General features: G+C 70.2%; 22 protein-coding genes. 8 read left to right on the forward strand and 14 right to left on the reverse strand.

Annotated elements, in window-relative coordinates; genetic code table 11:
* The first annotated feature begins 54 nt into the window (after positions 1-54).
* Positions 55-1,071, forward strand: coding sequence for a 4-hydroxy-3-methylbut-2-enyl diphosphate reductase (locus KXC43_RS09455; RefSeq protein WP_438870874.1), 1,017 nt, complete (start codon positions 55-57; stop codon positions 1,069-1,071).
* Here the strand turns inward: KXC43_RS09455 and KXC43_RS09460 are convergent.
* Positions 1,068-2,210 (reverse strand): DNA recombination protein RmuC, encoded by a 1,143-nt coding sequence (locus KXC43_RS09460; RefSeq protein WP_221375612.1) that lies wholly within the window; start codon positions 2,208-2,210, stop codon positions 1,068-1,070. The two genes, KXC43_RS09455 and KXC43_RS09460, sit on opposite strands and share 4 nt — an antisense overlap.
* A 54-nt stretch (positions 2,211-2,264) precedes the next feature.
* Here KXC43_RS09460 and KXC43_RS09465 point away from each other — a divergent pair, with 54 nt between their 5' ends.
* Complete coding sequence (locus KXC43_RS09465; protein WP_221375613.1) at positions 2,265-3,017, forward strand: hypothetical protein; 753 nt, start codon at positions 2,265-2,267, stop codon at positions 3,015-3,017.
* Between the two features lie 30 nt (positions 3,018-3,047).
* On the opposite strand, the gene KXC43_RS09470 is transcribed toward KXC43_RS09465, so the two are convergent.
* From KXC43_RS09470 to KXC43_RS09485, 4 genes are all read right to left on the reverse strand, one after another.
* Positions 3,048-3,614: a hypothetical protein gene (locus KXC43_RS09470; RefSeq protein WP_221375614.1), complete on the reverse strand. Its 567-nt coding sequence runs from the start codon at positions 3,612-3,614 to the stop codon at positions 3,048-3,050.
* 264 nt (positions 3,615-3,878) lie between these two features.
* A complete protein-coding gene (gene valS / locus KXC43_RS09475; RefSeq protein WP_221375615.1) occupies positions 3,879-6,416 on the reverse strand; it encodes a valine--tRNA ligase in 2,538 nt (845 codons plus the stop codon).
* Between the two features lie 46 nt (positions 6,417-6,462).
* Positions 6,463-6,957: a methylated-DNA--[protein]-cysteine S-methyltransferase gene (locus tag KXC43_RS09480; RefSeq protein ID WP_221375616.1), complete on the reverse strand. Its 495-nt coding sequence runs from the start codon at positions 6,955-6,957 to the stop codon at positions 6,463-6,465.
* Between the two features lie 76 nt (positions 6,958-7,033).
* Entirely contained in the window at positions 7,034-8,452 is a 1,419-nt protein-coding gene (locus KXC43_RS09485) for a DNA-3-methyladenine glycosylase 2 family protein (protein ID WP_221375617.1), read from the reverse strand.
* A 109-nt stretch (positions 8,453-8,561) separates the two neighbouring features.
* On the opposite strand from KXC43_RS09485, the gene KXC43_RS09490 reads away from it, so the two are divergent.
* Together KXC43_RS09490 and ychF are read left to right on the forward strand one after the other, a co-directional pair.
* A complete protein-coding gene (locus KXC43_RS09490; RefSeq protein ID WP_221375618.1) occupies positions 8,562-9,323 on the forward strand; it encodes an alpha/beta fold hydrolase in 762 nt (253 codons plus the stop codon).
* 22 nt (positions 9,324-9,345) lie between these two features.
* Positions 9,346-10,431 (forward strand): redox-regulated ATPase YchF, encoded by a 1,086-nt coding sequence (gene ychF, locus KXC43_RS09495; RefSeq protein ID WP_221375619.1) that lies wholly within the window; start codon positions 9,346-9,348, stop codon positions 10,429-10,431.
* A 4-nt stretch (positions 10,432-10,435) separates the two neighbouring features.
* Here ychF and KXC43_RS09500 read toward each other — a convergent pair whose 3' ends face one another.
* Genes KXC43_RS09500 through KXC43_RS09515 form a run of 4 tightly spaced genes read right to left on the reverse strand, consistent with a single transcriptional unit; the run spans position 10,436 to position 13,836 of the window.
* On the reverse strand, positions 10,436-10,720 hold the full coding sequence (locus tag KXC43_RS09500; RefSeq protein WP_221375620.1) for a PDDEXK family nuclease: 285 nt from the start codon (positions 10,718-10,720) through the stop codon (positions 10,436-10,438).
* Positions 10,721-10,727: 7 nt separating this feature from the next.
* Complete coding sequence (locus tag KXC43_RS09505) at positions 10,728-11,816, reverse strand: alcohol dehydrogenase catalytic domain-containing protein (RefSeq protein WP_221375621.1); 1,089 nt, start codon at positions 11,814-11,816, stop codon at positions 10,728-10,730.
* A complete protein-coding gene (locus KXC43_RS09510; RefSeq protein WP_221375622.1) occupies positions 11,813-13,210 on the reverse strand; it encodes an aldehyde dehydrogenase family protein in 1,398 nt (465 codons plus the stop codon). Before KXC43_RS09510 ends, KXC43_RS09505 begins: the two co-directional genes overlap by 4 nt.
* The gene (locus KXC43_RS09515; protein WP_221375623.1) at positions 13,210-13,836 is read right to left on the reverse strand and encodes a TetR/AcrR family transcriptional regulator C-terminal domain-containing protein; all 627 of its coding nucleotides are present in this window, start codon (positions 13,834-13,836) and stop codon (positions 13,210-13,212) included. The genes KXC43_RS09510 and KXC43_RS09515 overlap by 1 nt, the downstream gene beginning before the upstream one ends.
* A 69-nt stretch (positions 13,837-13,905) precedes the next feature.
* Between KXC43_RS09515 and KXC43_RS09520 the strand changes: the two genes are divergently transcribed.
* Together KXC43_RS09520 and KXC43_RS09525 are read left to right on the forward strand one after the other, a co-directional pair.
* On the forward strand, positions 13,906-15,078 hold the full coding sequence (locus KXC43_RS09520) for an acyl-CoA dehydrogenase family protein (protein ID WP_221375624.1): 1,173 nt from the start codon (positions 13,906-13,908) through the stop codon (positions 15,076-15,078).
* Positions 15,075-16,613, forward strand: a complete 1,539-nt coding sequence (locus tag KXC43_RS09525; RefSeq protein WP_221375625.1) for a long-chain-fatty-acid--CoA ligase — start codon at positions 15,075-15,077, stop codon at positions 16,611-16,613. The genes KXC43_RS09520 and KXC43_RS09525 overlap by 4 nt, the downstream gene beginning before the upstream one ends.
* On the opposite strand, the gene KXC43_RS09530 is transcribed toward KXC43_RS09525, so the two are convergent.
* Positions 16,602-17,039, reverse strand: a complete 438-nt coding sequence (locus KXC43_RS09530) for a (deoxy)nucleoside triphosphate pyrophosphohydrolase (RefSeq protein ID WP_221375626.1) — start codon at positions 17,037-17,039, stop codon at positions 16,602-16,604. The two genes, KXC43_RS09525 and KXC43_RS09530, sit on opposite strands and share 12 nt — an antisense overlap.
* 182 nt (positions 17,040-17,221) lie before the next feature.
* On the opposite strand from KXC43_RS09530, the gene KXC43_RS09535 reads away from it, so the two are divergent.
* Complete coding sequence (locus tag KXC43_RS09535) at positions 17,222-17,539, forward strand: 4a-hydroxytetrahydrobiopterin dehydratase (protein WP_221375627.1); 318 nt, start codon at positions 17,222-17,224, stop codon at positions 17,537-17,539.
* A gap of 16 nt (positions 17,540-17,555) precedes the next feature.
* Positions 17,556-17,918 carry a PH domain-containing protein gene (locus KXC43_RS09540; protein WP_221375628.1) on the forward strand — a complete coding sequence of 121 codons (363 nt, stop codon included), beginning with the start codon at positions 17,556-17,558 and terminating at the stop codon, positions 17,916-17,918.
* Here KXC43_RS09540 and KXC43_RS09545 read toward each other — a convergent pair.
* Genes KXC43_RS09545 through KXC43_RS09560 form a run of 4 tightly spaced genes read right to left on the reverse strand, consistent with a single transcriptional unit; the run spans position 17,915 to position 21,019 of the window.
* Positions 17,915-18,646 carry a Type 1 glutamine amidotransferase-like domain-containing protein gene (locus KXC43_RS09545; protein WP_221375629.1) on the reverse strand — a complete coding sequence of 244 codons (732 nt, stop codon included), beginning with the start codon at positions 18,644-18,646 and terminating at the stop codon, positions 17,915-17,917. The genes KXC43_RS09540 and KXC43_RS09545 overlap by 4 nt on opposite strands.
* Positions 18,643-19,476, reverse strand: a complete 834-nt coding sequence (locus KXC43_RS09550) for a nucleotidyltransferase domain-containing protein (RefSeq protein ID WP_221375630.1) — start codon at positions 19,474-19,476, stop codon at positions 18,643-18,645. Before KXC43_RS09550 ends, KXC43_RS09545 begins: the two co-directional genes overlap by 4 nt.
* A complete protein-coding gene (locus KXC43_RS09555) occupies positions 19,473-20,207 on the reverse strand; it encodes a methyltransferase domain-containing protein (protein WP_221375631.1) in 735 nt (244 codons plus the stop codon). Before KXC43_RS09555 ends, KXC43_RS09550 begins: the two co-directional genes overlap by 4 nt.
* Positions 20,204-21,019, reverse strand: a complete 816-nt coding sequence (locus KXC43_RS09560) for a G5 domain-containing protein (protein WP_221375632.1) — start codon at positions 21,017-21,019, stop codon at positions 20,204-20,206. Before KXC43_RS09560 ends, KXC43_RS09555 begins: the two co-directional genes overlap by 4 nt.
* Between the last annotated feature and the right edge of the window lie 132 nt (positions 21,020-21,151).

The raw sequence follows: 21,151 nt of genomic DNA on the forward strand, positions 1-21,151 counted from the left end.
GCCGTCCGGTCGAGCCCCTTGTGCGTAGCCTGTGGATGACCCGCTGTGGCACTGATCGCAGCCCGGCCGGGGCGGGCCGGGGCCACGTACCATGGCCGGGTGAGCGATCCCCGGAAGCGTGTCCTGCTGGCCAAGCCGCGCGGTTACTGCGCGGGTGTCGACCGTGCTGTCCAGACCGTCGAAGAGGCGTTGAAGCTCTACGGCGCTCCGGTCTACGTCCGCAAGCAGATCGTGCACAACAAACACGTGGTCAACACGCTCGAGGGCCTGGGTGCCATCTTCGTCGAAGAGAACGAAGAGGTTCCCGAGGGCTCGACCGTCGTCTTCTCGGCCCACGGCGTCGCCCCCGAGGTGCACGAGCAGGCCAAGGCTCGCAACCTCAAGGCCATCGACGCCACCTGCCCGCTGGTCACCAAGGTGCACCACGAGGCCAAGCGCTTCGCCCAGGACGACTACGACATTCTGCTCATCGGCCACGAGGGCCACGAAGAGGTCATCGGCACGGCCGGCGAAGCGCCCGCGCACATCCAGCTCGTCGACGGCCCCGATTCGGTCGACAGCGTCGTCGTGCGCGACCCTTCCAAGGTCGTGTGGCTGTCGCAGACCACCCTCTCGGTCGACGAGACGATGGAGACTGTGGCCCGCCTCAAGACCCGGCTGCCGCTCCTGCAGTCGCCTCCGAGCGACGACATCTGCTACGCCACGTCGAACCGCCAGCATGTGGTCAAAGAGATCGCGCCCGAGTGTGACGTCGTGATCGTCGTCGGCTCGACAAATTCCTCCAATTCCGTACGCCTGGTCGAGGTCGCGCTCAGCGCCGGGGCCCGCGCCGGGCACCTGGTCGACTACGCCTCCGAGATCCAGGAGGAATGGCTCGAGGGCGCCACCACGGTCGGCGTCTCGTCCGGCGCCAGCGTGCCCGACGACCTGGTCATGGAGGTGCTGGCCTTCCTGGCCGAGCGCGGCTTCGGCGAGGTGACCGAGTTCACCACCGCCGAGGAACGCCTGACGTTCTCGCTCCCGCAAGAGCTCCGCCGCGACATGAAAGCCGCTGCCGCCGCCAAGCTCTAACGCGGTTCCAGCAGTTCCGGGGCCTGGGGCTGGCGCGGGGCGACCTCGAGCTGGGCCGGTGTGGGGATCTCGTCGTCCGAGACGCCCATCTCGGCCAGCCGGCGCGCGCTGACGAGCACGCGGGATTCCAGCGATCCCACGGCTTTGTTGTACGCGGTGACGGCCCCGCCGAGCGAGGCGCCCAGCTTGCCGACGTGGTCGCCGAGCGTGGAGAGTCGCGCGTAGAGCTCACGGGCGACGCTGTGCACCTCGACCGCGTTGCGTGCCAGTTCCTCCTGCCGCCACGAGAAGGCCACCGTGCGCAGCAGCGCGATCAGCGTGGCCGGGGTGGCGAGCACGACGTTGCGGCGGAAGGAGTGCTCCATCAGCGTCGGGTCGTGCCGCAGGGCGACGTCCAGGAAGGGGTCGGCCGGCACGAACAGCACCACGAAGTCGGGCGCCGACTCGAAAGCGGTCCAGTACTGCTTGGCCGCCAGCGCGTCGATGTGGCCCCGCAGGTGGCGGGCGTGCTGGTCGAGGAAGCCGTCGCGGCTGCGCTCGTCCCGGGCCTCCAGCGCCGACAGGTAGGCCTCCAGGGGCGCCTTCGCGTCGACGACCACCGTGCGGCCGCCGTGCAGACGGACGATCAGATCGGGGCGTACGCCGGAATTGTCGGTTGCCGCCGTGACCTGCTCAGCGAAGTCACAGTGTTCCAGCAGGCCGGCCGCTTCGACGATGCGGCGCAGCTGGTGCTCGCCCCATCGGCCCCTCGTCTGCGGTGTGCGCAGGGCCGCCACCAACTGCTTGGTCTCAGTGCGCAGCTCGCCCGAGACGGCGCTCATGGCCCGCACCTGCTCGCGGAGTTCCGCGTACGCGTCGACGCGGTCCCGCTCCAGGTCGGCCACCCTTTCCTCGTAGCGGCGCAGCGTCTCGTGCAGCGGCGCCACCGCCCGCGCCACCGCCTCCTGCGACTGGGCCGTGGCCTCGTACGACAGCGAGCGCAGTGACTGCTCGAGGCGGTCCTCACCGTCGGCGCGGGCCTGCACGGTCGCCTCGAGCCGTGCGATGTCGGCCGCCGCCCGTAACCGGGCTGTGAGCCAGCCGAGAGCTCCCCCGGCAGCGAGGCAGACAAGCACTACGACCAGCGTCGAAACAGTCACACAGGGGAGGTTGCCAGACCGCGGATCGGTGAATCGCGAGGGTACCGTTGAAACATGAGCGTGTTGCTGATACTGGGCATCGTCATCGTCGTCCTTCTCGTGATCCTCCTGGTCCGGCGCAGCGGCGCCGCCTCCCAGCAGACCCGGCTGGAGGACGCGCGGGCCGAGGCCCAGCGGTGGTACGAGCGGCTCGGCGGTCAGCTGATGAACCTGCACGGCAACGACGACGCGGCCCGGCAGGCGCTCTCCGACGCCGGCGAGCGTTACAACGCGGCCGGCGGCCAGTTGCAGCAGGCCAACACCGTGCGGCAGTTCGAGTTGGCGCGCGAGTCGGCGCTCGAGGGCTTGCAGTACGTCCGGGCCGCGCGCGTCGCGATGGGCATCGACCCCGGCCCCGACCTGCCCGCGCTCGCCGCGGCACAGGGCGTCGGCCAGCTGACCAAGGAGCGTGAGGTCAGCGTGCAGGGCCACCACTACAAGGCGGGCCCTCAGCCCGGCGCCGACACGCCCTACTACTACCCCGGCGGCCGCGTGCAGGGTCGCCCCGTGCCCGCCGGCTGGTATTCGACCCCGGTCTGGAAGACGGCGCTCGGCGCCGGCGCCGGCGTGCTGGGCGGCATGCTGATCTTCGACGCGCTGCTCTCGCCCGGCTTCGGCGACATGGGTTACGCCGACGGCTACGCCGACGCCGCTCAAGACTTCGGCGGCGGCGACATGGGTGGCGGCGACGCGGGCGGCGACATGGGCGGTGGCGACTTGGGCGGCGACATGGGTGGCGGCTGGGGCGGCGGCGACTTCGACTTCTGACCTCCGCGGCCGGCACCCGCCGGGCGACGACTAGCTCGCGGCGGTTGCGGGACCGTCGGGCGGCAGGTGTTTGGCCAGCTCGCGGCGCAGGCGGCGCGGGCTGGGCCAGACCTCGCTGAGGTCGGCGGTGAACGACTGCCCGTCCGGGGTTTCGGCCAGGGCCGGCGGGCCGGCCTCCTCGCCCTGCACCGGGTGCACCCGGTCCAGGTCGACCGGGGTCACCTCGAGCAGGTTCTTCAGGCCCTCGCGGCGCACGGTCACATGCTTGATGTCGGCCCAGGCCAGCATGATCGGGTCGCTTTCCTGGGCGGCCAGTTCGAGCCCGCCCGACGAGACCCGCACCCACGTCCGCAGTGAGCCGCGCGTCGAAAAGACGTAGGCGCCGGCCGCCAGCGCCGCGACCACTGCGGCCTGAGCCGCGGTCTGCCACCACCGTTGGCCCGAACCGTCCGCGCCGAGCAGTCCCGCCAGCGGCGCCACCAGGGCGAACGACACCATCAACAGCAGAAAGAGCGCGAGGAACGTCCGCACCGGCGACGACTTGAACAGCACGGCGTCGCGGGCGGGCGCCTCGACCTGCTCGGGCGCGATCGACATGCCTTCATGCTGCCCTGCCGGCGGCCCCGGCTCCGGCGATTTCGCCAGAGCCGAGACCACTGAACGTCCCGCGCCCCCTCGCCCTGCCGCAGCCGCGCAGAGCACGGCCGAGAGTCAGCCGGCAATCGTCCGTGCGGGCACGGCCGAGAGCGGGCCGGCGTCGTCCGTGCGGGCACGGCCGAGAGCGGGCCGGCGTCGTCCGTGCGGGCACGGCCGAGAGCGAGCCGGCGTCGTCCGTGCGGGCAGGGGCGGGAGCGGACCGGGTCAGAAGGCGCTGGCGATCACCAGCTCGGGCGTGCGGCCGGGCAGGGTGTCGAGCTTGGCGATTCGGCCGGCCGCCTTGAGGTCGCCCTCGACCAGGGCCAGCCGTTCGAGCACCTCGACCGGGCCCAGCGCCTCGGCCAGCGGCACCTCGGCCTTCATCGACAACTTCCGGTCGGACTTGGCCCGCCGGACCTGGCGCAGCGCGTCACCGGCCAGATCGAGCAGCGAGGCGTCCCCCTCGCCGGCGACCCGGGTCAGCTCGTACGTCGTCGGCCACGTCGCCTGGTGCACCGAGCCGTACCGCCACCACGACCAGACCTCCTCCGTGACGTACGGAACGAACGGCGCGAACAGCCGCAGCAGCACCGACAGTCCGGACGCCAGGGCCGCTCGGGCCGATTCGGCGGCCGGACCGGTCGCGTACGCCCGCTCCTTGACCAGCTCGATGTAGTCGTCGCAGAACGTCCAGAAGAACGCCTCGGTCGCCTGCAGCGCGTCGGTGTGGTCGTAGCGGTCGAACGCCTCGGTGGCCGCGGTCACGACGGTGGCCAGCCGGGCCAGCATCGCTCGGTCGAGCGGCTCGGTGACCGGCTGCCGCAGAGAGTCGGCCGCGCCCAGGCCGAGCGCGAACTTCGACGCGTTCAGGATCTTGGTCGCCAGCCGCCGGCCGACCTTGATCTGGGCCGGGTCGAAGGCGAGGTCGGCGCCGGGCCGGCCGTTCGCCGCCCAGTAGCGGACGGCGTCGGACCCGTTCTGCTCGAGCAGCCCCATCGGCGTGACGACGTTGCCCTTGGACTTCGCCATCTTCTTGCGGTCGGGGTCGAGGATCCAGCCCGAGAGGACCGCCGCGCGCCAGGGCAGGACGTCGTTCTCGAGGTCGGCCCGCAGAACGGTGGAGAACAGCCAGGTGCGGATGATCTCGTGGGCCTGGGGCCGATGGTCCATCGGGAAGACCCGGCGGAACAGGTCCTCGTCGTCGTGCCAGCCGCCCACGATCTGCGGGGTCAGCGACGATGTGGCCCAGGTGTCCATGACGTCGGGGTCGGCCGCGAAGCCGCCCGGGACGTCGCGCTGGGACTCGTCGAAGCCGGGCGGACACTCCGATGACGGGTCGACCGGCAATGCTGATTCATCCGGTATGAGAAACTTGTCGTAGTCCGGTTCGCCAGCGTCGTCGAGCCGGTACCAGATCGGGATGGGCACGCCGAAGAACCTCTGCCGGCTGACCAGCCAGTCGCCGGTCAGGCCGTTCACCCAGTGCTCGTAGCGGTGCCGCATGTGCTCGGGGAACCACCGCAGCTCACGCCCGCGCTCGATCATCCGTTCCCGAAGGTTGGCATCCCGGCCGCCGTTGCGGAAGAACCACTGCCGGCTCGTGACGATCTCGAGCGGCGAGTCACCCTTCTCGTAGAACTTGACCGGGTGCGTGATCGGCCGGGGCTCGCCCAGCAGGTCGCCGGTCTCGGTGAGGATCCGGACGATCTCGCGGCGGGCCGCGTTGACGGTCAGCCCGGCGAAGTCGCGGTAGGCCGCGTCGGAGACCCCGGCCGGGCGGTCGGGCAGGAACCGGCCGTCGCGCCCGAGCACAACCCGCGTGTCGAGCTGCAGGTCGCGCCACCAGATGACGTCGGTCAGGTCGCCGAAGGTGCAGACCATCGCAATGCCGGTGCCCTTGTCCCTGGCGGCCATCGGATGGGCCAGGACGGGGACCTCGACATCGAAATACGGCGTGCGGACAGTGGTCAGGCCCTCGTAGCGCTCGTCGCCGGGGTGATAGACCAGGGCGACGCAGGCCGGCAACAGCTCGGGCCGGGTCGTCTCGATCTCGACCGGGCCGTCGGGGCCGTGGAACCGCAGCCGGTGGTAGGCGCCGGGGCGTTCCCGGTCTTCGAGCTCGGCCTGGGCGACCGCGGTGCGGAAGCCGACGTCCCACAGGGTCGGCGCCTCGGCCGTGTAGGCCTCACCCCGCGCCAGGTTGTTGAGGAAGGCGCGCTGCGAGACGGCCTGGGACCGCCGCCCGATCGTCGTGTACTGCAGAGCCCAGTCGACCGAGAGCCCGAGCCGCCGCCACAGCGCCTCGAACGCCTTCTCGTCCTCAGCTGTCAGCCGGCCGCAGAGCTCGACGAAGTTGCGCCGGGAGATCGAGAGTGGCTGCTTGGGGGCGGTGGCCGGCGGTTCCCACTGCGGGTCGTAGGGCAGGGCCGGGTCGCAGCGGACCCCGTACACATTCTGGACCCGTCGCTCGGTCGGGAGGCCGTTGTCGTCCCAGCCCATCGGGTAGAAGACGGTCTTGCCGCGCATGCGCTGGAACCGCGCGACGGTGTCGGTGTGCGTGTAAGAGAAGACGTGCCCCATGTGCAGCTCGCCCGATACGGTCGGCGGAGGCGTGTCGATCGCGTATACATCCGCCCGCTCCTTCGAGCGGTCGAACGTATACGTGCCCTCCTCCTGCCAGGTGCGCGCCCACTTGTCCTCGAGGCCGTCGAGCGACGGCCGCTCGGGCAGACCGGCGCGCCCGGTCGTTCCCGTATCAGTCATGGCTGAATGCTACGGCGGCGACCGGGCATCGACCCCTCAATAAGGCTCACGCCGCCTCGTGGTCGAGCAGGAAGCGCTTGACCGGCAGCCCCCAGCGGTAGCCGCCGAGCGACCCGTCGAGACGCAGCACCCGGTGGCACGGGGTGAAGAGCGCGACCGGATTGCGCGCGCAGGCCGAGGCCGCCGCCCGGATCGCCGCCGGACGGCCGCTGAGACGGGCGAAATCCGAATAGGTCACCGGGGCGCCCGGCTTGATCTCGCGCATCACCTGCCAGGCGTGGCGCATGTATTCGCCGCCGTTGTACTGCTCGACCACCACGGCGTCGAGGGCGGAGCGGTCACCGTCGAAGTAGGACCGCACGTGCCCGGTGACCGGGCCCACGTCGTCGGCCGGCTCGACCGGCTCGCGCAGCCGGGGGTGGATCAGGTCGGTGAGCTCGCCCACGTCGGCCGTGAAGCCGGCCGCGCGGACCGCGCCGGCGCCGGTGACGACCACGGTCAGCGGGCCGGCCTTGGTGTCGAGGGTTCGGTACGTCAACATCGCGTCCTCCAGGGTTGCGACACAGCCTGGCCCGTCGCGGGCGGCCATGGGAAAGATCTTGCTGAGCTGTGGACAACTACGCCGCGCGCCAGAGCCGGACGAGGGCGTAGCTTCGCCACGGACGCCACCTCCCGGCGTACGCCGACAGGGCTTTGGCCTGGTCGGGAAGGCCCAGCGCGCGGGCGCCGCGGCGGGCGGCGAGATCGGTCTCGAGGAAGACGTCGGGATCGCCGATTGCTCGCATCGCGACGTAACCGGCTGTCCACAGGCCTATCCCGGGAATGTCGGTCAGGCGCGCTACGGTCTCTTCGCGATCGGCGCCGGGGTTCAGATCGAGCTTCCCGTCGGCCACCGCGTTCGCCAGTTGCCTGATGGTCTCGCGCCGGGCCACCGGCATCCCGAACGCGCTGTCCGGCAGGTCGGCCACTGCGGCCGCCGTGGGAAAGCCGACGAGCGCGTCCGGCTGGGCGAACGGACGGATCAGACGGCTCATTGTCGTGCGCGCGCCGGCTACGCTGACCTGCTGCCCGACGATCGCGCGGACGGCCATCTCGAAGCCGTCCACCGCGCGCGGCACCCGTACGCCCGGCTCCGCGCTCACCATCGCCGCCAGCGCGGGGTCCTCGCCCAGGGTCGCGTCGACGGCCTCGGGGTCGGCGTCGAGGTCGAAGAGCCGCCGGCAGCGGGCCACAGCCGGCGCGAGGTCGCGCACGTCGCTGAGGCGCAACGTGGCCGACACCCAGCGGTCGGCCGGGCGGAGCGAGACGGTCGCGCTCCCGTGGGGCAGGGTCAGACCCCGGCGGTACGTGTTCCCGTCGCGCTCCTCCACGCCGGGCAACGCCCTCGTGCCGAGGAAGTCGAGCATGGCCGGCGCGTGCAGCGGCGACCGGTAGGCCAGTCGCAGGTTGATCGTGCCCGGCTCGCCGGCGGTGACCTTCCGGCGTTCGCGCAGCGTGCCCGGCGCCTGCGCGTAGACCTCGAGGATCGTGTCGTTGAACTGCCGCACGCTGCCGAAACCGGCGGCGAACGCGATCTCGGCCAGACCCAGGTCGGTGGTCTCGATGAGGATGCGGGCGGTCTGCGCGCGCTGCGCCCGGGCCAGGGCGAGCGGGCCGGCGCCGAGTTCCGCGGTGAGCAGCCGGTTGAGGTGGCGCTCGGTGTAGCCGAGGCGGCTCGCCAGCCCGGGCACCCCCTCGCGGTCGACGACGCCGTCGCCGATCAGCCGCATGGCCCGCCCGACCAGGTCGGCACGCACGTCCCACTCGGGGGAGCCGGGCGCGGCGTCCGGCCGGCAGCGCTTGCAGGCGCGGAAGCCGGACCGCTGGGCGGCCGCCGCGCTCGGATAGAAGCGGACGTTCTCCCGCTTCGGGGTCATGGCCGGGCAGGACGGCCTGCAGTAGATGCCAGTGCTGGTCACCGCGGTGCAGAACCAGCCGTCGAAGCGCTGGTCCCGGCTGTCCACGGCTCGGTAGCACCGCTCGAAGTCCAGTTCCATGCGATGAAGTCTGCTCTCCGGAGGGCCGGGTTGGCTGGCGGGATTCGGACATCAGCGTCACCTGTCAACCTTGGTTGACGGCGGCCGATGCGTCAACTACGGTTGACACATGGAGACGAAAGCGGCGACTGACATTCGCTACCGCACCTTCGGATCGGGCGGTCCCAAGGTCGTGCTGCTGCACGGCGGGATGCAGACCTCGGCCAACTTCACGCGGCTCGCGGCGGCTCTGGCCGGCACGTTCACCGTGTACGTGCTCGACCGCCGCCGCCTCGGCCTGCGATCCGAGGTCGACGACCTCGCGGCGGTGCTCGACGAGACCGGCGCGGCCAACGTGTTCGGGCTGAGCTCGGGCGCGGTCGTCGCGCTGCACGGCGCCCTCGAACTGCCGCGGATCGAACGGCTCGCGCTCTACGAGCCGCCGCTGAGCTACGGCGACGGCGACCCGCTGGCCTGGCTGCCCCGCTTCGAGAAAGAGCTGGCGGCCGGGCGTACGGCGGCGGCGATGATCACCGTCAGCAAGGGCACCGGCGATTTCCGGCACGTGCCGAGGGCCGCGCTGACCCCGTTCGTCCGGCTCTGGATCCGGTCGGATCCGCAGGTGCGCGAGCTGGTGCCCACGATGCGCGGGGACGCTGCCGTGGTCGCGCAGGCGAGCGGGCCGCTGAACCGCTACGCCGCGGTCACCGCCGAGACGCTCCTGCTCGGTGGCGAGCGCTCCCCGGCGTACCTGACAAGGGTTTTGAACGGTTTGGAACCGGTGCTGCCCCGGGTGCGGCGGGTCACGCTCGGCGGTGTGGGCCACGTCGCCGCCGACAACAGCGGCAAGCCCGAGCGGGTTGCGGCGGAACTGCGGAAGTTCTTCCGGTAGGCGCTGCGTAGACTAGCGTTCCGTGAGCCTCACCATCGGCATCGTCGGCCTGCCCAACGTCGGCAAGAGCACCCTGTTCAACGCCCTGACCAAGAACGACGTGCTCGCCGCGAACTATCCGTTCGCGACGATCGAGCCGAACGTCGGCGTGGTCGGGCTGCCCGACGAGCGGCTGGGCAAGCTGGCCGAGCTGTTCAGCAGCGAAAAGATAATCCCGGCCCCGGTGAGCTTCGTCGACATCGCCGGCCTGGTGCGCGGCGCGTCGAAGGGCCAGGGCCGCGGCAACGCGTTCCTCGCCAACATCCGCGACGCCTCGGCGATCTGCCAGGTGGTGCGCGCCTTCAGCGACCCCAACGTGCTGCACGTCGACGGCAAGGTCTCACCCGCCGACGACATCGAGACGATCAACACCGAGCTGATCCTGGCCGACCTGCAGACGGTCGAGAAGGCGCTGCCCCGCCTGCAGAAAGAGGCGAAGCTCAAGAAGGAGCGGGCCGCCACTGTGGCCGCCGCCGAGGGCGCGTTCAAGCTGCTCAACGACGGCATCACCCTGCACGCGGGCGCCACCGCGGCGGGCGTCGACGTGTCGCTGCTGGGCGAGCTGCACCTGCTGACGACCAAGCCCTTCCTGTACGTCTTCAACGTCGACGAGGCCGAGCTGAACAACGCGGCGTTCCTCGACGAGCTGCGCGCCCTGGTCGCCCCGGCCGAGGCCGTCTTCATGGACGCGAAGATCGAGTCCGAGCTGATCGACCTCCCGCCGGACGAGGCGCAGGAGCTGCTCGAGTCCACCGGCCAGACCGAGCCCGGCCTCGACCAGCTGATCCGCATCGGCTTCAACACGCTCGGCCTGCAGACCTACCTGACGGCCGGCCCCAAGGAGGCCCGCGCCTGGGTCATCCCGACCGGCGCCACCGCTCCCGAGGCCGCCGGCGTCATCCACAGCGACTTCCAGCGCGGCTTCATCAAGGCCGAGATCGTCAGCTTCGACGACCTGATGGCCGCCGGCTCCATGTCCGCCGCCAAGGCGGCCGGCAAGGTCCGCATGGAAGGCAAGGACTACATCATGAAGGACGGCGACGTCGTCGAGTTCCGCTTCAACGTCTAGTCGCTCAGCTCCGGTAGTCGCCCACCAGCCGTTCCAGGTCAAGCCTGATCGTGAACGGCTTGGTGGCGTGCAGCTCGTCGCGATGGATTCCGGTCGGCGCGTACATGCGAGTGGGCTCGTCCAGTTCGTAGGTGTGGATTTCCGGTTCCCACTCCTCGTGCTCGATGCGCCAATAGTTCGGAATGCCGGCTTCAGCGTATTTGCGTAGTTTGACGGTCCGATCGCGGTAGGCCGACTCCGGAGTGATCTCGGGTTGGGGTGGCCGCATCCAGTCGGGGATCGTCGTCATGGTGGGCTCAGAGGATGACCAGGGAGCGGGCACCCTCACCTCGGGACATGAGGTCGAAAGCCTCGGGGATATCGGCCAGGGTGATGCGGTCGGTGATCAGGTGGTCGAGGGACAGACGGCCCGACAGGACGTCGTCGGCCAGGCGGGGGATCTCGATGTCGAAGTCGGCCGAGCCGTAGACCGACGACCGCAGGATGCGCGCCGACGAGAAGATGTCCAATGCGGACAGCGACACCTGGTCGTCGTTGGACCCCATGCCGACGACGGTGACCTGGCCGCCGCGGCGGGTGGCTCGCCAGGCGGCCCGGATCGTCGCGGCCCGGCCCACACACTCGAAGGCGTGGTCGGCCCCACGGCCGGAGGTGCGGCCACGAATTTCTTTCGACAGCGCGTCCGACGAGACCACGAAGTCGGTCGCCCCGGCCGCCTCGGCCAGCCCCTTCTTGGCCTCGGACACGTCGACCGCGATCACGTCGGAGGCGCCGGCGGCCCGGGCTGCCGCGACCACCGACAGGCCGACGCCGCCGAGCCCGATCACCACGACCGACTGGCCGGGCTGCACCTGGGCCGTGTTGCGCACCGCGCCCGCCCCGGTCAGCACGCCGCAGCTGAGCAGCGCCGCGACTTCGAAGTCGAGCGCCGAGGGCACCGGGATCACCGCGTTCTCGGGCGCCACCACCTGGTCGGCGAAGGCGCCCAAGCCCAGCGCCACGTGCACCGGCACGCCGTCGAGGGTCACGCCGTTCTCGAGCGAGGCCACGCCGGACGACGTCGAGCACAGCCACGGTTGGTCGTTCGCGCAGAACCAGCAGTTGCGGCAGGCAGGCTGCCAGTTGAGCACGACGTGATCGCCGACTGCGGCCCGGGTGACGTGCTCGCCCACCTCGACGACCTCGCCGGCCGCCTCATGCCCGAGCACCAGCGGGAACGACGGGCGGATGGTGCCGTTCACCATGGAAAGGTCGGAATGGCACACGCCGGCCGCGCGCACCTTGACGCGAACCTGGCCCGGACCCACCTCGGGCCGGTGCAGCTCGGCCACCGCGGGCCGCGTGCCGGACGAGTGGAGGACCAGGCCGTCGAAGTAAGCCGTCATCGCTGAATCGCCTTCACCTGTTGGAACTCGGACAGACCGAACTCACCCAGTTCACGCCCGACACCGGACTGCTTGTAGCCGCCGAACGGCGCGACCGGGTTGAACGAACCGCCGTTGAGGTCGACCTGGCCCGTGCGCAGCCGCCGCGCCACCGACAGGGCCCGCTCGTCGGAACCCCAGACGCCGCCGGCCAGGCCGTACTTGGAGTTGTTGGCGATCGCGACGGCCTCGTCGTCGGACGAGAAGGGGATGATCGACAGCACCGGGCCGAAGATCTCTTCCTGGGCGAGTTCGCTGTCCGGGTCGACGTCGGCGAAGACGGTTGGGGCGACGAAATGTCCGACCTGGGGAACCGGAGAGTTGCCGGTGACACGGCGGGCGGTGGCCCGCTCGATAAAGCCGAGCACACGGTCGCGTTGGGCCCGGGAGACCAGCGGGCCGAGCCGCGTCTCCGGAGAGAAGGGGTCACCAACGGTGTAGCCGTCGGTGGTCTTGGCTGCCAGCGCAACAGCCTCGTCGTAGTGACTGCGGTGCACCAACATCCTGGTCCAGGCCGTGCAGGTCTGGCCCGAGTTCAGGAATGCGTTGCCCACGCCCATCTTCACGGCGCGCACCACATCGGCGTCTTCGAGGATGATGTTGGCCGACTTGCCCCCGAGCTCGAGCGCCACGCGCGCGATGCGGTCGGCGGCGGCGTGGGTGATGGCCCGGCCGGTGGCCGTCGAGCCGGTGAACGACACCATGTCGACCCCCGGGTGACCGGCGATCGCGGCGCCGACCACCGGGCCGGTGCCGGTCACCACGTTGAGCACGCCGGCCGGGACGCCCGCTTCTTCGGCCGCGTCGACCAGCAGGAACGCCACCAGCGGGGTCAGCTCGCTGGGCTTGAGCACAACCGTGCAGCCGGCTGCCAGGGCCGCCGCCACCTTGGCCACCACCTGGTGCAACGGGTAGTTCCAGGGGGTGATCGCACCGACGACACCGATCGGCTCGTGCTCGATCGACGAGTTGCCGATCGTCCGCGCAGCCGGCGGCTGCGCGGCCAGGTCGGCGTACGACCGAAGGACCGCCAGCGGCAGACCCGCCTGGACCGCCTTGGCGATTTTGAGGGGTGCGCCCAGTTCGAGCCCGACAGTCTCGGCGATCTTGGCGGCACGCGAAGCCAACGAGGTGTGCAGGCGATCGAGCACGGCCGCACGGTCGGTGGCGGCGGCCCAACCCGCGAAAGCGGCCTGGGCCGCCGCCACCGCGCGATCGACGTCGGCCGTGGTGCCCGCCGGCACGTGACCCAGCACCTCTTCGGTGGCGGGATTTTCCACCGCGATGGTGTCGGCGGAGGCGGGTGTGACCCACTCTCCGCCGATGTAGAGGTGTGGCCGGTCGAGCGATGTCATCAGCGGGTCCCCATCTCGTATCGGGCCGTGAGGCCGGTGATCAGCAGGTCCAGTCCGAGTTCGAAGGCGCCCTCGTCCACGGCTTCATGATGCTCCGCCAGACGGGGTGCGTGCCGAAGGTGTGGATAACGGTGGTAGAGATCGGGATCGACGTCGAAGCCGAGCGCGAACGACCCCAGCGACGAGCCCGTGACCAGGTATCTCATGAGCGCGCCGATGTGCGTGGCCTGTGCATAGCTCCACCCGGCGTCCACGAGCGCGCCGTACACGGCCTCGGCCATCGCCAGCGAGGCGGGCCGGCGGCCCGGCCCCTGGGCGAGCACCGGCACGACATTCGGATGCGCCGCGAGCACCGCATGGTAGGAGCGTGCCCAGCGTCGCAGCGCCTCGTCCCACGGGAAGGTCCCGAAGGCCGACACGTCGACCTGGTCGATCACGGCGTCGGCGACCGCGTCCACGATCGAAGCCTTGGTCGCGAAGTGGTTGTAGAGCGAGGGCCCCTGCACGCCCAGCTCGGTGGCGAGGCGGCGGGTCGAGAGCGCGTCCAGGCCCTCCGCGTCGACCAGGGCCGCGGCCGCCTCGACGATCCGTTCCCTGGTCAGCAGGGCCTGCCGGGGCCGCGCCATTCGAATCTCCCCACCCGCAGCGAAAAGAAGCACTGGACGTGTAAAAACTTACACCGCTAGTTTAACGGCATGGACTTCTCGCTCACCGACGAGGAACGCGCGATTCGCGACACCGCCCGCCAGTTCATCACCCGCGAGGTCATGCCGCTCGAACAGGAGGCGCTGCTGCGGGAGCGCCGCCACGAGCCGGGCCTCGACCGCAGTGAGCTGCGCGAGTTGCAACAGAAGGCCAAGAAGTTCGGCTTCTGGGGCCTGTCCACACCGGAGGAATACGGCGGGATGGACCTGCCGGCCGTCCTGCAGTCGCTGATCTGGACCGAGGTGGGCCGCACCTTCGTGCAGTTCAAGTTCGGCGGCGAGGCCGACAACATCCTCTACTACGCCAACGAGCAGCAGAAACAGGAATTTCTGGTGCCCACGATCGAGGGCGACCGGATCTCCTGCTTCGCCATCACCGAGCCCGGCGCCGGCTCGGACGCGGCGAACATCAAGCTCAGCGCCCGCCAGGACGGCGACGACTGGATTCTCAACGGCGAGAAGACGTTCATCACCAACGGCAACGACGCCGACTTCGTGATCGTCGTCGCGGTCACCGATCGCGAGAAGGGTGTGCGCGGCGGCGGCACCACGGCCTTCCTGGTCGACCGCGAGATGGGCTGGCGCTCCGAGTTCATCCAGACCATGGGCGAGGGCGGCCCGGCCGCGCTGATCTTCGACGACGTCCGGGTGCCCGCGCGCAACATCCTGGGCGAGATCGGCCAGGGCTTCGAACTGGGCATGAAATGGATCGGCAAGGGTCGCTACCTCATCCCCTCCAACGCCCTCGGCATCGCCGAGCGGTCGCTGGGCATGGCGATCGAGTACGCGAACACCCGCGAGACCTTCGGCCGCAAGATCGGGGAGAACCAGGCCATCCAGTGGATGATCGCCGACTCCGAGGTCGAGCTGGAGGCCGCCCGCTGGCTCATTCTGCGCGCCGCGTGGACGGTCGACCAGGGCGAGGACCCCCGCCACGCGTCCTCCATGGCCAAGCTCTACGGCGCCCAGATGGTCAACAACGTGGTAGACCGTGTCATGCAGATCCACGGTGGAATGGGCTACACCCGCGAGCTTCCGATCGAACGGTGGTACCGCCAGGTGCGACTCATGCGTATCTATGAGGGTACCGATGAGATGCAGCGTCTGATCATCTCCCGCGACCTGCTCCGCGGGTACACCAAGATCGGAGGGCACTTGGCATGACCCAGTTGTCGCTCGCCACCGTCCTGGCGGAGTCGGCCCGGAAGTATCCCGACAAAGTCGCAGTGATCGACAGTCTGACCACCGAACGCATCACGTACCGTGACCTCTGGCGACAGACCCTGGCGTACGCGGGTGGCCTGAAGAGTCTGGGCATCGGGCCGGGTGACGTGGTCGCCGTCCAGATTCCCAACCTCGCCGATTTCCCGCGCGTGTATTACGCCGTTCTGGCGGCCGGGGCCACGATCGTCCCGATGCACCTTCTCCTCACCCCCGAGGAGAACGCGTACGTCCTGCAGGACAGCCGGGCGAAACTGCTGGTGGCCCACGCCAGCCAGCTCGAGAACGCAGCGGCCGCGGCCAAGATCGCCGATATCCCGGTCGTGTCGGTCGGTCCCGCCGTACCGGGCGTGAACAGGCTGGAAGAAGCCACCGGAGCACCGCTGCGTACGTACGTGAGCCGCGAGGCCGAAGACGTGGCGGTCGTCTTCTATACGAGCGGCACCACCGGCAAGCCCAAGGGCGCCCTGCTCACTCACCTCAACCTCGTGATGAACACGATGGTCAACGTCTTCGACATCCACGACCTGAACGACGACGACATCGTCATGGGCTGCCTGCCGCTGTTCCACACATTCGGCCAGACCGTGGGCATGAACGGGACGTTCCGGCTGGGCGGCACCATGGTGCTGATGGCCCGCTTCACCGGCGAGGCCGCGATTCAGCTCATGGTCCGCGAGAACGTCACGATCTTCCACGGCGTGCCGACCATGTACATCGGCCTGCTCGAGGCCGCAGCGAAGGCGGACAAGCTGCCCGACCTGCGGCTCTGCGTCTCGGGCGGCGCGTCCCTGCCGGTCGCGGTGCTCGAGAAGTTCAACGACACGTTCCACGCCACCATCTATGAGGGGTACGGGCTCTCGGAGACCTCACCGACCGCGACCACCAACCAGCCCGCGTTCGGCGCGAAGCCGGGCACAGTCGGCCACCCGATCTGGGGCGTCGAGGTCGAGATCGCCCGGCCCGAGGTCGACGAGCGCATCGAGCTGATGGACGACGGCGAGCTGGGCGAGATCGTCATCCGCGGCCACAACGTCTTCGCCGGCTATCTCGACAACCCGTCGGCGACGGCCGAGGCGATGGTGGACGGCTGGTTCCGCACCGGCGACCTCGGCACCAAGGACGCGGACGGCTTCATCACGATCGTCGACCGCAAGAAGGACCTGGTCATCCGGGGTGGCTTCAACGTCTATCCGCGCGAGGTGGAGGAGGCGCTGGCCCGGCACCCGGCCGTGCAGCAGGTGGCGGTGATCGGCGTGCCCGACCCGGTGCACGGCGAGGAGATCTGCGCGGTGGTGGTGCCCGACCCGGGCGGCGTCACGGCCGAGGAACTGATCGAGTGGTCGCGCGAGAAGCTCGGCAAGCACAAGTACCCCCGGCAGATCCGGTTCGCCGAGCAGCTCCCGCTCGGGCCCAGCTTCAAGGTGCTGAAGCGGGAACTGCGCAAGACGTACGGGTCGGAGCCCTCAGCCCAGTAGGGCCGGAAGCTCGGCGACGATCGGCTTGTCCGCGGGCAGCCAGTGCACGCTGTCCAGCTCGTCCTTGGCGAGCCAGCGCATGGACGTGTGCTCCAGCGCCCGCGGCACGTCGCCTTCCAGCAGGCGTACGGCGAAGACCCGCAGCACAGCCCGGCCGTGCGCCAGCGAGACATCGGGCCCGACCCGGTCGCCGACCTCGACGCGGACGCCCAGTTCCTCCGCACACTCGCGGGCCAGCGCCTGCTCGTCAGTTTCGCCCGGTTCGACCTTTCCGCCGGGAAACTCCCAGCGACCGGCGACCTCGACCGGCGCGGAACGCTCGCACGCCAGGACTCGGCCATCCGTGATGATCACCGCAGCCACGATTACTTTTCGTGGCGCTACTGAATGTGACAGCGCTTCCTTGACGTGCTGTTTCGGCGGCATGAATCAAGAGCTTCCCACAAAACTTTATCGTTCAGGTTGCCCGAGGCGTCCCGATCGTCACGCAAACACGTATATGTGGGCGTGGACATGGTTGCCCAAGGAAGCAACACTTGTGGCACCGACCATGACGACACGGCGACAGTTTGGCCACAAGCCGGCAACGACGCCTAGGGGGTGCGGCGATGCGGGCCAGAAGACAACGGGTGAACCGCTCCGATTACCTCAGCGACGCTCTGACGCTGCTGAGCGGCTGGACGCAGGACGGCGTTCAGCTCAAGCGCGAACTGGCGTGCGACGACAGTCAGCATGCCGCATTGACGGAACGGATCAAGGTGGCGGCGGACACATTGCGCATACGCCCCAGCATCCGGCGAACCGACGGTCACACTCAGATCTGTCTGGGCGACCGCGACGGCGACACGCTCACGGACGGTGAGGTTGCCCTGGCGGCTCGGATCGAGGACTTCTACCGTACGGTCACCGCTCCGCATGGCCCCTGATCGCTACCCTCGGGCCATGAGCGGAGTGATTTACGACAGCAAGGGCCAGTTCCAGCAGATCGAGAGCGGCCTGCTGGACGGCGAGCAGATCATCGCCGTGTACGACGCGGTGGGCGCCGGCACGGGCTTCATCGGTCTGACCAACCGGCGCGTGATCATCCAGGACAAGTCGTTCGTCGGAAAGCGCGTCGCGCTCACCAGCATCCCGTACTCGAAGGTCAGCAGCGTCAGCGTGGTCAGCAACAAGAGCTGGGCCGGCCAGTTCTTCTCCACCGGCACGATCGCGATCACGGTCGGCCAGCACGTCTACGAGGTCGAGTTCCGCGGCTCGGAGAAGACCCACCACGTGCACAACGTGATCCTGCACTACGCCAGCTAGACGAGGACCCGCGTCGGCAGCGGCGTCTCGGTCACCGAACCGTCGGCCGCGCGCTTGAGCTCGTAGCCCAGCGGGCCCGGCCGGTCGGCCACCACCTCGCTCAGTGTGGTGCCGCGATAGACCAGCCCGGCGCCGTCGTCGGTCGCGTAGCCGTCGCCGAGCGTGCCGTCGCCGATCAGCTCGTGCATCTTGGGCCGCCGCTGCGCCTCGGCGTCGTAGTGCACGCCGTTCGAGTACGGCAGCCAGCCCAGCCCGTCGGTGAAGCCGCGCAGGTCGGGACCGTAGCTGTCGGTGCTGCCGCCCTGATGCCAGCAGATCGAGCCGGCCGAGACGCCGCCGAGCACCACGCCCGACTGCCAGGCCTCGTGCAGGATCTCGTCGACGCCGTGCGCCCGCCACACCGCGCACAGGTTGGCCACGCTGCCGCCGTGCACCCAGATGATGTCCTGCTCGAGCAGGTGGGCGCGGATGTCGGCGACGTTCGGCATGGGAAAGAGCTGCAGGTGCGACGGGACGAACTCGGTGCCGGCGAAGGCCGCGTAGTGCGCGCCGATGGTGGCCGCCGGGTCGCCGCTGGCCTGGGTCAGGAAGCAGATCCGCGGTCGCGGCGCCCGGGCCAGCTCGGCGGCGAGACGGTGGATGCGGCCGGGCCGCCAGGCGAAGTCGCCGAACGGGCCGACCTCGAAGAACGCGCTGGTGGCCAGGATCGTGGGCTCGTCGGCAGTCACCGCACCATCATCGTGCAGGCATCGGTGGTGTCGAGCACCAGATCGGCGGCGATGTCGATGGCCAGCCGCAACCGCAGCGGGTCGCCTTCGACCGCGGCGAAGGCCTGATCGACCCGCTCGGCGAAACGCTCGGGGGCGCCGGGCAGGGCCGCGGTGGCGGCCACGGCGCCCTTCTCGTTGATCAGCCAGCGGCCGGCCGCGCCGTGCAGGGCGTGCGCACACACGCCGACCAGCCGGAACAGGCAGCCGGCGACGAAGGCGGTGTCGGTGCGCGGCAGGCCCTTGCGCGCGATCGCGACCAGGAAGTCGGCTTCCCACAGGCCGGCGACCAGGGCCTGGGACAACGCCGGCGGGTAGGGCTGCAGACTGCTCCGCAGGCGGGCCAGCTCGCCGGTCGGGTCACTCAGGATCCGGCCCAGGGCCAATTCCCCGGCGTACGCGTGATCGGCGAACCCGAGCGGGTGGCCACCCTGCTGGTGGAAGGCGTAGCGGCCCAGCTCGACGTCGGCGCACACCCCGCGTACGCGGTCGAGGTCGCGATAGATGAAGTCGAGCGCGCCGCCGTCGACCTCGAGCCAGCCGCCGCCGTCGACCCACGGACCCCAGCCACCGGGCTCGGTGACACGGGCCGAGGCCCCGGACAGGGACCGGGCGACCGCTCCGAGGCGGTCGACGTCGAGCGGGGCGCGGTAATAGATGCCCAGGTCGGTGTCGGACTCCGGGGTGTGCGTGCCGCGGGCCCGGCTGCCGCCCAGCACGACGCCGACCACGCCGGGGACGCGGGCGACCTCAGCGGCGATCTCGGCCAGCCGCGTGTCGCTCAGGATCATCGGCGTGCCTCGATAAGGACGCGGGTGGCGTGGGACACGAACATGCCCTTCACGGTGATCTCGTCATGGACGGCTCGCAACTGGGCGCGGTACTTCCCGATCGTGAAATCGGGCACGGTCCACACGACTTTCCGCAGGAAATGCGCCACCGCGGCGATGTCGTAGAACTCGGAGCGCAGGCGCTCACCGCGTACGCGCAGGACCTCGAAACCGGCGGCCACCGCGGCCGCCGCGATCTGCTCGGGGTGCTGGTGGGCCGGCGGCGGCAGCGGCCCCATCATGGCCTCGGAGAGCTCGCGATTGCTGCCGGCGCCGATCTGCTGGGACAGGAAGGTGCCACCGTCCCGGAGCACGCGCGCGATCCCGGCCCAGTCCGTGGTGACCGGGTGGCGGCTCACCACCAGGTCGAACGAGCCGTCGCGGAACGGCAGCCCGTCGGTCGCGACCAGCTGCGGAATCCTGGTCTTGGCCACCGGGATGTTCGGCGGCCAGGCCTCGGTGGCGACGCGTTGCCCGGCGGTGCCGGCTTTCGCCATGGCGTACGCGAAGACCTCGCCGCCCCCGGTCTGCAGGTCGAGCGCGGCCGCGGCCGCGGTGAGCCGCTCGGCGACCAGGTCGGCGTACCCCCACGAGGGCCGCTGCTCGGTCGCGCGGCCCTCGAACCACGAGAAGTCCCAGCCCGCGAGCGGAACGGCCGCGGCCTCGTCGAGCAGGGCGTCGAAGTCCTTCACTGCGGCAGTGTGGGGATCTCCGGCTTGGCGGCGCAATCCATTTGCGGCGGCTCGCCACCCAGCGCGTCCGGGTCGAGCAGCTCGATGTCCTGGTCGAGCACGGTCAGCTCGTTCTGGTCGTCCGGGCAGTACGCCTTGGCCTGGCGACCCAGCGGCACGCAGAGATCGAGCTTGCGACGGCACTCCCGGTCGCGGCCGCCGTGCGGACGGCCGAAGCCGCGGCGCGAGCCGAAGGTGATCACACGATCCTGGGGCTCGCGGGTGACGGTGATGTCCATCAGCTTGCGGTCGGTCTCCTGGCCGTCGGTCAGGGTCACCAGGTAGCGCAGCGCCTCCTCGCCGGGCACGCCGGCCGCAGTGACCTTGCGGGTGCCGCGCGGCAACGACGGGTCGCGGACGAAACGGGTCTGGAAGGGCACCTCGCGCTTCTCGACGTCGGTGCGGGTGGTGATCGACGGCTGCGCCGGGGCGGCGCTGACCGGCGCCTGCGGCTGGTCCGGCTGGGTGCGTACGGGGGCCTGGGCCGCGGCGGTCCTGGGCGGGGCCTCGGCCGCGCGGCGTGGCTCGCGCGGGCCTGTCCGGTCGGCCTGATCGGTCGTACGGGAAAGGGTTGCCGCCGGGTCGAGGCCGGGCTTGGCCGGAACGTACGGGGGCGGCGTGGGCGCCTGAAGTTCGGCATCGGCCTGTGGGGCAGCGGCCTGGCCGACAGCGGTGACGATGCGCGGCGCGTCGGGGCCGTCTTTGGTCAGCACGGCGACGCCGCCCACGGCCGCGCCGATCACCATGAGCAACGCACTGGTGCCGGCCGTCATCCTTACGCCGAAAGGCAGCCGGGCCCACCAAGACTTTCGTGGCATTTCGAGCAATTGCTGCAATGAGTCACTAGTTGTCTGGTTTTGCACCCATGCATTGTGCGGCGCGAGGCCCCGGACGCAAGCATCCGA

This window comes from Paractinoplanes polyasparticus (genome assembly GCF_019710575.1).
GTDB lineage: Bacteria > Actinomycetota > Actinomycetes > Mycobacteriales > Micromonosporaceae > Actinoplanes > Actinoplanes polyasparticus.

Bases quoted from the DNA above. Each gene is read 5' to 3' on its own strand.
- KXC43_RS09465 (WP_221375613.1), top strand. From the start codon at position 2,265: ATGAGCGTGTTGCTGATACTGGGCATCGTCATCGTCGTCCTTCTCGTG.
- KXC43_RS09470 (WP_221375614.1), bottom strand. From the start codon at position 3,614: ATGTCGATCGCGCCCGAGCAGGTCGAGGCGCCCGCCCGCGACGCCGTG.
- valS (WP_221375615.1), bottom strand. From the start codon at position 6,416: ATGACTGATACGGGAACGACCGGGCGCGCCGGTCTGCCCGAGCGGCCG.
- KXC43_RS09480 (WP_221375616.1), bottom strand. From the start codon at position 6,957: ATGTTGACGTACCGAACCCTCGACACCAAGGCCGGCCCGCTGACCGTG.
- KXC43_RS09485 (WP_221375617.1), bottom strand. From the start codon at position 8,452: ATGGAACTGGACTTCGAGCGGTGCTACCGAGCCGTGGACAGCCGGGAC.
- KXC43_RS09490 (WP_221375618.1), top strand. From the start codon at position 8,562: ATGGAGACGAAAGCGGCGACTGACATTCGCTACCGCACCTTCGGATCG.
- KXC43_RS09500 (WP_221375620.1), bottom strand. From the start codon at position 10,720: ATGACGACGATCCCCGACTGGATGCGGCCACCCCAACCCGAGATCACT.
- KXC43_RS09505 (WP_221375621.1), bottom strand. From the start codon at position 11,816: ATGACGGCTTACTTCGACGGCCTGGTCCTCCACTCGTCCGGCACGCGG.
- KXC43_RS09510 (WP_221375622.1), bottom strand. From the start codon at position 13,210: ATGACATCGCTCGACCGGCCACACCTCTACATCGGCGGAGAGTGGGTC.
- KXC43_RS09515 (WP_221375623.1), bottom strand. From the start codon at position 13,836: ATGGCGCGGCCCCGGCAGGCCCTGCTGACCAGGGAACGGATCGTCGAG.
- KXC43_RS09520 (WP_221375624.1), top strand. From the start codon at position 13,906: ATGGACTTCTCGCTCACCGACGAGGAACGCGCGATTCGCGACACCGCC.
- KXC43_RS09525 (WP_221375625.1), top strand. From the start codon at position 15,075: ATGACCCAGTTGTCGCTCGCCACCGTCCTGGCGGAGTCGGCCCGGAAG.
- KXC43_RS09530 (WP_221375626.1), bottom strand. From the start codon at position 17,039: ATGCCGCCGAAACAGCACGTCAAGGAAGCGCTGTCACATTCAGTAGCG.
- KXC43_RS09535 (WP_221375627.1), top strand. From the start codon at position 17,222: ATGCGGGCCAGAAGACAACGGGTGAACCGCTCCGATTACCTCAGCGAC.
- KXC43_RS09540 (WP_221375628.1), top strand. From the start codon at position 17,556: ATGAGCGGAGTGATTTACGACAGCAAGGGCCAGTTCCAGCAGATCGAG.
- KXC43_RS09550 (WP_221375630.1), bottom strand. From the start codon at position 19,476: ATGATCCTGAGCGACACGCGGCTGGCCGAGATCGCCGCTGAGGTCGCC.
- KXC43_RS09560 (WP_221375632.1), bottom strand. From the start codon at position 21,019: ATGACGGCCGGCACCAGTGCGTTGCTCATGGTGATCGGCGCGGCCGTG.